The organism is Diaphorobacter sp. J5-51 (assembly GCF_001023515.1).
Classification (GTDB): Bacteria; Pseudomonadota; Gammaproteobacteria; order Burkholderiales; family Burkholderiaceae_C; genus Diaphorobacter; species Diaphorobacter nitroreducens.
In genome coordinates, this window is the sequence record NZ_JSYI01000014.1 from 1 (window position 1) to 9,018 (window position 9,018).

Consider the following 9,018-nt stretch of genomic DNA (forward strand, 5'->3'; position numbering starts at 1 on the left):
GGGACAAGTCGCTTCATTGCGCTTGACTTCGAAGACGGTTACTCAGGCGTGGCGCTGCGCCTGGTGAACTTTGCCGTGGCGATCGTCGGGCGCGGGCCGGGCATGCTGCCGCTGGTGGCGATTGCCGTGGCCATGTTCCTGGGCGGCATCTCCGGCTCGGGACCGGCCAGCGCGGCCGCCGTGGGCGGGGTGATGATCGCGGCCATGAGCCGCGCGGGCTACCCCGGCAGCTTCTCGGCGAGTGTGGTGGGGGCGGCCGCAGCCACGGACATCCTCATCCCGCCTTCGGTGGCGTTCATCATCTATTCGGTGCTGGTGCCCGGGGCCTCGGTGCCGGCCTTGTTCGCGGCGGGCATGGTGCCGGGCGTGCTGGCGGGCATTGCGCTCATCGTGCCGGCCGTGTGGATGGCGCGCCGCCACCGCATGGGCCACCTGGAAGCCGACATGCCCCGCCCGCCGTTCTGGCGCAGCCTGCGCGAAGCCTCCTGGGGCCTGGCCGCGCCGGTGCTGATCCTGGGCGGCATGCGCGCGGGCTGGTTCACACCCACCGAGGCCGCCGTGGTGGCCGTGTTCTACGGCCTGTTCGTGGGCATGGTGATCCACCGCACCATTCAGGTGCGCGACCTGTTCACCATCCTGCGCGAAGCGGGCGAGCTGTCGGCCGTGATCCTGATCGTGGTGTCGCTGGCGGGCATCTTCGCGTTCTCGCTGTCCACACTGGGCGTGATCGACCCGGTGGCCAACGCCATCGTGAACTCCGGCCTGGGCGAATACGGCGTGCTGGCGCTTTTGATCCTGCTGCTCATCACCGTGGGCATGTTCCTGGACGGCATCTCGATCTTCCTGATCTTCGTGCCGCTCTTGCTGCCCATCATGCAGCACTACCAGTGGGACCCGGTGTGGTTCGGCGTGATCCTCACCCTGAAGGTCGCACTGGGCCAGTTCACGCCGCCGCTGGCCGTGAACCTGATGGTCAGCTGCCGCATCGCAGGCGTGCGCATGGAGTCCACCGTGCGCTGGGTCGGCCCCATGCTGCTGGCCATGTTCCTGGTGATGGTGGCCGTGATCGCCTTCCCGCAGCTGGCCCTGTGGCTGCCTGCCCAGCTGGGCTACTGATTCGTTCGCATTTTTTCCAAGGAGACCTGTCCCATGAAACTTCGCACTTTCCTCACTTCCGCCGTCGCCGCTGCTGCGGCCCTTGCCTTCGGCACACCCGCGCTGGCGCAGAACTATAAGAGCGAATACCGCATGTCGCTGGTACTGGGCACCGCCTTCCCGTGGGGCAAGGGCGGCGAGATCTGGGCACAGAAGGTCAAGGAGAAAACCCAGGGCCGCATCAACATCAAGCTCTACCCGGGCGTGTCGCTGATCCAGGGCGACCAGACACGTGAGTTTTCCGCGCTGCGCCAGGGCGTGATCGACATGGCTGTGGGCTCCACCATCAACTGGTCGCCCCAGGTGAAGGCGCTGAACCTGTTCTCGCTGCCCTTCCTGTTCCCCGACTACGCGGCTGTCGATGCGGTCACACAGGGCGAAGTCGGCAAGAGCATCTTTCAGACGCTGGAAAAGGCCGGCGTGGTGCCACTGGCCTGGGGTGAGAACGGCTACCGCGAGATCAGCAACTCCAAGCACGCCATCAAGAGCCCCGCCGACCTCAAGGGTCTGAAGATCCGCGTGGTGGGCTCGCCCCTGTTCCTCGACACCTTCACCGCGCTGGGCGCCAACCCCACGCAGATGAGCTGGGCCGACGCGCAGCCCGCCATGGCCAGCGGCGCCGTGGACGGCCAGGAGAATCCCATCGCCGTGTACCAGGCCGCCAAGCTGCACACCGTGGCACAGAAGCACGTGACCATGTGGGGCTACATGAACGACCCGCTGATCTTCGTGGTGAACAAGGACGTGTGGAACAGCTGGACGCCCGCCGACCGCGAAGCCGTCAAGCAGGCCGCCATCGAAGCCGGCAAGGAAGAAATTGCCATCGCGCGCAAAGGCATGGTCGAGGCCGACAAGCCCCTGCTCAAGGACATCGCCGCGAATGGCGTGACCGTGACGCAGCTGAGCCCCGCCGAGCGCGACGCCTTCGTGAAGGCCACGCGCCCCGTGTTCGAGAAGTGGAAGGGCCAGATCGGCGCCGACTTGGTAAGCGCAGCCGAGAAGGCGATTGCGGCGCGCAAGCAGTAATGGCGCAGTAATGGGGCGCCTTGCCCCATAGCGCAGGCTCTGCCAGCGCTATCAAATCAAAAGCGGCTAGCGCCCTAACCACGGGCGCTAGCCGCTTTTTTACGCCTCACGCATCAGGGAACGGGATGCTTGACGGCGTTCTTGGCCAGCTTGCGCCGCACGGCAACTTCCAGGTCCACGCCCGCGTAGTCCGCCAGCTGCAGCAGGTACAGCAGCACATCGGCCATCTCGTCGCCCACCCGCTCGTGGGCGGTGGCGTCCTGGGTGAAGGTGCGCGACTGCTCCGGCGTGAGCCACTGGAACAGCTCCTGCAGCTCGGCCGCCTCCACCATCAGCGCCATGGCCAGGTTCTTGGGCGTGTGAAAGGGCTGCCAGTCACGCGCGGCGGCGAAGGCGCGCAGTTCACGCTGCAAGGCGACGATATCCATGCTCAACGCTCCGTGCTTTCATTTTGATAGCTGCTTGCGCTTGCCACATAATCGCTACAGCCCGTTTTGACCATCATTCTTCTGCAACGCCCACATGCGCGCGTAGTGCCCGCCGTGGGCCAGCAGCTGCGCGTGCGTGCCACGCTCGACGATACGGCCGGCCTCCATGACCAGAATTTCGTGCGCGTCCACCACGGTGGACAGGCGGTGGGCGATCACCAGGGTCGTCTTGTTCTGCGCGGCGCTGGCCAGCTCGGCCTGGATGGCACGCTCGTTGGCAGAGTCCAGGGCGCTGGTGGCCTCGTCGAAGATCAGGATGGGCGGGTTCTTCAGCAGCGTGCGCGCGATCGCCACGCGCTGCTTTTCGCCGCCGCTGAGCTTCAGGCCGCGCTCGCCCACCGTCGTCTCGTAGCCCCTGGGCTGGGCGGCGATGAAGCCGTGGATATGCGCGGCGCGCGCGGCCTGCTCGACCTGGGCCTGGCTGGCGCCGGTGCGGCCATAGGCGATGTTGTAGGCCACCGTGTCGTTGAACAGTACCGTGTCCTGCGGCACGATGCCGATGGCCCGGCGCAGCGACTGCTGGGTCACGGCGCGGATGTCCTGGCCAGCGATGGTGATACGGCCTTGCTGGATGTCGTAGAAGCGGTACAGCAGGCGGCTGAGCGTGCTCTTGCCCGCGCCCGAGGGGCCGACCACGGCCACCGTCTTGCCGGCAGGAATCTCGAAGCTCACGCCCCGCAGGATGGGCCGCGCCGGGTCGTAGGCGAAGTGCACGTCCTCGAAGCGCAGCGTGGGCGGCTTCAGCCCCGCCAGGTCGGTGGCGCCGGGCGCATCGGCCACCTCCTGCTCCCTGTCCATCAGCGTGAACATCTTGTCCAGGTCGGTCAGATTCTGCCGGATTTCGCGGTAGATCACGCCCAGGAAGTTCAGCGGGATGTAGATCTGGATCATGAAGGCGTTGACCATGACCAGGTCGCCCAGCGTCATGCGCCCCGCGGCCACGCCCTCGGTGGCGCGCCACAGCATGGCCACCAGCCCCACGGCGATGATGAGCTGCTGCCCGCTGTTGAGCAGCCCCAGGGTGCTGCGGCTCTTGAGCTGGGCCTGCCGCAATTGCTCCAGGCTTTCGTCGTAGCGGCGCGCCTCGAACTGCTCGTTGTTGAAGTACTTGACGGTCTCGTAGTTCAGCAGCGAATCGATGGCCTTGCTGTGCGCGGCCGAGTCGAACTGGTTCGCCTGGCGCCGGAACTGGATGCGCCACTGCGTCACGCCCACGGTGAAGGCGACGTACAGCACCAGCGCGGTGAGCGTGATGACAGCAAACCAGACGTCGAACTGGCGCGCCAGGATGAACAGCACCAGCAGTACCTCGACCAGCGTGGCGGCCAGGTTGAACAGCGCGAACGACACCAGCGACTCGATGCCGCGCACGCCGCGCTCGATGTCGCGCGTCATGCCGCCGGTCTGGCGCTCCAGGTGAAAGCGCAGGGACAGCGCATGCAGGTGCTCGAAGGTCTTGAGCGCGATGGCGCGCGCCGCGCCATGCGTGGCCTTGGCGAACACCAGCTCGCGCAACTCGTTGAACACCGAGTTGGCCAGGCGCAGCGCCCCGTAGGCCAGCAGCAGCCCCATGGGCACCACCAGCAGCGCCGTGGTGCTGCCGGCGGGCAGCGTCATGGCATCGACGAGCCTCTTGAGCAGCAGCGGCACCCCCACGTTGGCCAGCTTGGCGCCGACCATGAAGGCCATGGCCGCGACCACGCGCCATTTGTACTGCCACAGATAGGGCAGTAGGCGCTGCAGGGTGGCCCGGTCGGAACGAACGCGTGGGCTGTCGGAGGCGATGGCTTCGCCGTAGCGGCGCATGATGGACAATCCGTGGAGTCAAGCAAAACCAAAGATTGTGCCCATGTCCCAGGATCGCCCCGCCTCCCACAGCCAGTTGCCCGCCGATAAGGAACTGGTACTCAAGGTGATGCCCATGCCCGCCGACACCAACGGCAATGGCGACATCTTCGGCGGCTGGGTCATGGCGCAGGTGGATCTGGCTGGCTCCGTGCTGCCCGCGCGGTACATCCGCGGCCGCATGGCCACGGTGGCGGTGAACGAATTCATCTTCAAGCAGCCCGTGCGCGTGGGCGACCTGCTGTCGTTCTTTGCCGAAGTCACGCGCATCGGCAACACCTCCATGACCGTGCAGGTGGAGGTCTATGCCGAGCACATCCGCACCCAGGGCAGCTACGTGAAGGTGACCGAGGCGTCGCTGACCTATGTGGCCATCGACGAGAACGGCCGCCCGCGCCCCATTCAGAAGCCGGGCGACGAAAGCGTCGCGCCGTAAAAAAACGGGAGCGCCTCACGGCCTCCCGCTGGCGGCGATGGGTGTGCCGGCGTCAGGCCGCGGCCAGCGCGGCCGAGGATGCGGCAGACGACGAACCCGAGGCCGCGCTCATGCGCGCGCCACCACCCAGGCCCACCTCGATCTCGCCGGAGAGCTGGCCACCCTCTTCGATCACCACCTTGCCGTAGCGGATCTTGCCGCTCACCTTGCCGGTGCTGAAGATCACCAGCTTCTGGCGCACGGTGAGCGTGCCATCGAACTCGCCGTGGATCTCGGCAATGTCGATCTCGGCGGAGCCGCGGAACGCGCCCTGCTCGGTGATCTGGATCACGCGCGAATCCATGGTGGCCTCCACGGTGCCTTCCACGACGAGAGTGTCGCAATCGGTGATCTCCACACCCTTGAGCTTGATGTTGGGGCCCACGGTCAGCTTGCTGCCGCTGCCCTCGGCCGTGGCGCTGGAGGCCGTGGACACAGCGGTTCTGGTTGCGGGAGCGGCGGTTGGGGTGCTTGCGGTGGTGGTGGTGCCGCCCAGCGCTGACGAAGGCTGGCGGGATTGGAAAGTGTCGGGTTCGCGTTTGCCAAAGAAGGGGTTTTGCACGGCCATCGGATCGGATCTCCTAGAAAAGACCCGCAGATGCTAGGAGTTGCCACAGATCAAAACCGCCCCTGTTACGCAAGAACGGTAACCAAACCGTTCGATGGTTGCATGCACTTGCAGGGCTTGCAGCAGCACACAGCGCGTATCCCCCAAACGGCGCGTGCCCGGCGCGGCCCGTCTTCGCACGGATCGCGCTAAGAGACGATGTACGCCGCGGCTCCCGCGGACATCAGCTCGCCCTGCGGGCCGAGGAACTCCATGCGCGTGGTGGCCACGCGCGAGCCCAGGCGCAGCACCTCGGCCCGCAGCTCGAAGTGGCTGCCGATGCCGGGGCGCAGATAGTCGATGCGCAGGTCGATGGTGCCCAGCTTGGCGAAGCGGTGCAGGCGGTCCATGGGCGCCTCGTCCATGTGCTTGGCGCCGATGGCCGCCATCACCGCCAGACCGCCCATGGCATCCAGCCCCGCGCTGATGACGCCGCCGTGCAGCCGGTTGTAGGCAAAGTGCCCCACCAGATCGGGACGCATGTCGATGCGCGCCGCGACGGCCGCGGGCTCCAGGCGCGTGATCTTCAGCCCCAACAAGTGGTTGAAGGGAATCTTCTCCTCAAAGATCTGGCGCAGGCCGGCGATGAACTCGGGCTCGAAGGCCAATGGCAGGCTGGCAGGTTTGCTCATGGAATTTTTGCTCTCTTATCAGGAGCTGTTAGCGCTTACTGGATAAGCGCTAGAGCCATTTTTCATTCAAACGCCCGACCACCCGGTCCAGCAGACACGGTGATCACCCCGGCGCGTAGGGCGAACACGGCATGGATGCCGGCGCCGCCCTGCCCCGCCCCGTTCGGTGGCGGGGCCGATGTCAGCAGGCGCTGAAATCCGGGCGGCGTTTGTCCATGAACGCGGTGAAGGCCTCGCGGGCGGCGGGCTCGCGCAGCATGCGACCAAAGCTCTGGCCCTCCTCAGCCATGCGCTCCAGCACGGCGGCGGTCTGGCTCTTCTTGAGCAGGCGCTTGGTCTCGATCAGGGCCGACAGCGGCTTGGCCGCGAGCTTGCGCGCCTGGGCCTGGGCCACCATGTTGCATTCGGTCGGCGGCACCACACGGTTGACGAAACCGACTTCCAGCGCCGCTTCGGCCATGAAGGGCTCGCCTAGCAGCAGCGCCTCGGCCGCGCGGTGGTAGCCCAGCATCTGCGGCGCGAACAGGCTGGAGGCGGCCTCGGGGCACAGGCCCAGGTTCACGAAGGGCATCGAGAACGCCGCGTTGTCCCCCGCGTACACCAGGTCGCAGTGGAACAGCAGGGTCGTGCCGATGCCCACTGCCGGGCCGCACACCGCAGCCAGCACGGGCTTGGGAAAGGTGGCGATGGCGCGCAGGAAGCGGAACACGGGCGCGTCCTGCGTGGCGGGCGGCTGCTGCAAAAAGTCGCCGATGTCGTTGCCTGCACTGAAGATGGCCACGTCGCCCTGCAGCACGACCACGCGCACCGACGCGTCCTGCGCCGCGGCCTCGAACGCGTCGGCCAGCTGCGCGTACATGGCCGTGGTGATGGAATTTTTCTTCTCCACGCGGTTGAAGGTGATGGTGGTCACGCCCTCTTCGGCGTGGACCAGGATGTCTGCGTTCGTTGTACTCATGGGTGTTGCTCCGGGGTCATTCCTTGTAATAAACGATCTGGTGGCTGGTGGCCAGCATGGCGCCGGCCTCATTCCACAGCTGCACGGTCTGGTCGAAAAAGCCGTTGCGAAACTCCTGCGCGCGCGCCTGGCCCAGCAGGTAGCCCGTGCCGGTCTGCGCCAGCAGGTCCGCGCCCGCATGGAAGTACACGGTGATGGACACGGTGCCCGCGGGCACCTGGCGCGCGCGGCGCAGCCACACGCGAGGGAAGAACACATCGGCCAGCGCCGCCAGCGCGCAGAAGTCCAGCGCCCGCGCGGGCGCGTCGCGCATCCACAGCTGCGACAGGCTGGTGTCGCCGCTGTCGTCCCACTGTTCGGGCAGCGCGCCGGTCACCGGGCGCATCTCGTAGCGCTGCAGCCATTCCGAGCGGAACGCCGGCTGCACGGGTTTGCACTGCGCCGGCGCGGGGACCTGCGGCATGGGCGTGTCGGCGGCGCCCCAGGTCTCGCGCCGCGCGGCCGTGACCACGGTGGCCGTGGTGGTGACCACGGGCGCTCCGTCCGCGCCCGCCTGCAGGATCGACAGCGTCCAGTGCTGGGTGGAGCGGTTGGTGCGCACCGGTGTGGCCTGCAGCGTGAACGGCCCCTCGGCCAGTGCACCCGCGTAGTTCACCGTGAGCGACAGGGGCTCGCCCAGGCGGTCGGGGTGCTGCATCACGGCCTGCAGCAGCGTGGCCGCGGTGATGCCACCAAACGGCCCGACCATGTTCCAGTAAGCCGGCGAGGTGTGGCCGGTGTACTGCCCGGCCCCTTCGGAATGGCTGGACGAGAGCGCCAGCGCCGCGTCCAAGGGATGAATGCTGTGGTGCGTAGTCATGGGTGCGAGTGTGCCGTGAATCGGCTCAGCCTGCGGTGGCGGTGGCACCTGCGGTGCCCTGCGGCTGCGCCTGGGCCAACGCCTCCAGCTGCTGCAAGGCGCGGGGCCACAGCGTGTCGCGGAACTGTTCGCGGAAAAATCCAAAGTGCCCGATGCGCCGCGCCTGCGCCTCGTGCGGCGCGATGCGCTCCACGCTGCACGGCGCGTTCGCATACAGCGCCAACAGGCTTTGCGTGCCGCGCCAGGTCATGAGCTCATCGTCCTGCATGGACCAGGCGTGTACCGGAAAGCGCACCGCCGCGTAGCTGCGCTGGGCGGATTCTCCCTCCGCCCCCACGCTGTAGCGCGGGTGCAGGCACCAGCGGCGCCACTGCAGCATCACGCCGGCGGGCAGGTCGCCCACGGCGCGCAGGCGCCGCCCGGGGAAGTAGCCGCACAGCCGCACCGACAACGGCACCAGCACATGCCAGAACGCGGGCATGGCGCGGCGGATGCGGGGTGCGTTGTCGCGCCAGTAGCCGCTGCCCGCGGCGACGCTCAGCAGGCCGCTCACGCGCGCATGCTCGCGCAGCAGCCCGGGCAGCTGCGCGCCCAGGCTGTGCCCCAGCAGCAGCAGCGGCTGGCCAGGCAGTGCCTGGGCTGCATGGGCGATCACCGCGTCGTAGTCGCGCGCCCAGTCGAACAGGTTGGCCCGCACCTCGCGCATGCCACCACTCAGCGACTCGCCCTGCCCCCGGTAGTCGAAGGTGGTGACCCGCAGGCCCTGCTGCGCCAGCCAGGCGGCGAACGGCCCATAGAAGGCCTGGCGCACGCCCATGGCGCCGCCAATGACGACGGCGGCGCGCGCGGGGCCGGGCCGTGGCGCGTACACGCGCAGCGCCAGCGGCACTGCGCCATCGACCATCAGGGTTTCACTCTGCATGGCTTGTCTTGTATGGATGCCTCCCGGCAATGAGTAGTAACCCGCATCGCT

10 protein-coding genes are annotated in these 9,018 nt (G+C 67.4%); 3 read left to right on the forward strand and 7 right to left on the reverse strand.

What is annotated here, in order from left to right:
• Both OX89_RS01565 and OX89_RS01570 read left to right on the forward strand, forming a co-directional pair.
• Nucleotides 1-1,116, forward strand: a 1,116-nt coding sequence (locus tag OX89_RS01565; RefSeq protein ID WP_047349316.1) for a TRAP transporter large permease, incomplete at its 5' end; no start/stop codon positions are given.
• A 33-nt stretch (nucleotides 1,117-1,149) separates the two neighbouring features.
• Entirely contained in the window at nucleotides 1,150-2,181 is a 1,032-nt protein-coding gene (locus tag OX89_RS01570; RefSeq protein ID WP_011804058.1) for a DctP family TRAP transporter solute-binding subunit, read from the forward strand.
• Between the two features lie 113 nt (nucleotides 2,182-2,294).
• Here OX89_RS01570 and OX89_RS01575 read toward each other — a convergent pair whose 3' ends face one another.
• Both OX89_RS01575 and OX89_RS01580 read right to left on the reverse strand, forming a co-directional pair.
• Complete coding sequence (locus tag OX89_RS01575; RefSeq protein WP_047349317.1) at nucleotides 2,295-2,609, reverse strand: nucleotide pyrophosphohydrolase; 315 nt, start codon at nucleotides 2,607-2,609, stop codon at nucleotides 2,295-2,297.
• Nucleotides 2,610-2,663: 54 nt separating this feature from the next.
• A complete protein-coding gene (locus OX89_RS01580) occupies nucleotides 2,664-4,475 on the reverse strand; it encodes an ABC transporter ATP-binding protein/permease (protein WP_047349322.1) in 1,812 nt (603 codons plus the stop codon).
• Between the two features lie 43 nt (nucleotides 4,476-4,518).
• Between OX89_RS01580 and OX89_RS01585 the strand changes: the two genes are divergently transcribed.
• A complete protein-coding gene (locus OX89_RS01585; RefSeq protein WP_047349318.1) occupies nucleotides 4,519-4,950 on the forward strand; it encodes an acyl-CoA thioesterase in 432 nt (143 codons plus the stop codon).
• Nucleotides 4,951-5,002: 52 nt separating this feature from the next.
• Here the strand turns inward: OX89_RS01585 and OX89_RS01590 are convergent, their stop codons facing one another.
• The 5 genes from OX89_RS01590 to OX89_RS01610 all read right to left on the reverse strand — a co-directional run bounded on the left by OX89_RS01590 (nucleotide 5,003) and on the right by OX89_RS01610 (nucleotide 8,967).
• Nucleotides 5,003-5,557 (reverse strand): polymer-forming cytoskeletal protein, encoded by a 555-nt coding sequence (locus OX89_RS01590; RefSeq protein WP_047349319.1) that lies wholly within the window; start codon nucleotides 5,555-5,557, stop codon nucleotides 5,003-5,005.
• Between the two features lie 188 nt (nucleotides 5,558-5,745).
• Nucleotides 5,746-6,228, reverse strand: coding sequence for a thioesterase family protein (locus OX89_RS01595; protein ID WP_047349320.1), 483 nt, complete (start codon nucleotides 6,226-6,228; stop codon nucleotides 5,746-5,748).
• A 181-nt stretch (nucleotides 6,229-6,409) separates the two neighbouring features.
• Nucleotides 6,410-7,186 carry an enoyl-CoA hydratase gene (locus tag OX89_RS01600; RefSeq protein ID WP_012655597.1) on the reverse strand — a complete coding sequence of 259 codons (777 nt, stop codon included), beginning with the start codon at nucleotides 7,184-7,186 and terminating at the stop codon, nucleotides 6,410-6,412.
• 16 nt (nucleotides 7,187-7,202) lie between these two features.
• The gene (locus OX89_RS01605) at nucleotides 7,203-8,045 is read right to left on the reverse strand and encodes an acyl-CoA thioesterase II (RefSeq protein ID WP_011804051.1); all 843 of its coding nucleotides are present in this window, start codon (nucleotides 8,043-8,045) and stop codon (nucleotides 7,203-7,205) included.
• Between the two features lie 25 nt (nucleotides 8,046-8,070).
• Nucleotides 8,071-8,967, reverse strand: a complete 897-nt coding sequence (locus OX89_RS01610; RefSeq protein ID WP_047349321.1) for an alpha/beta fold hydrolase — start codon at nucleotides 8,965-8,967, stop codon at nucleotides 8,071-8,073.
• Between the last annotated feature and the right edge of the window lie 51 nt (nucleotides 8,968-9,018).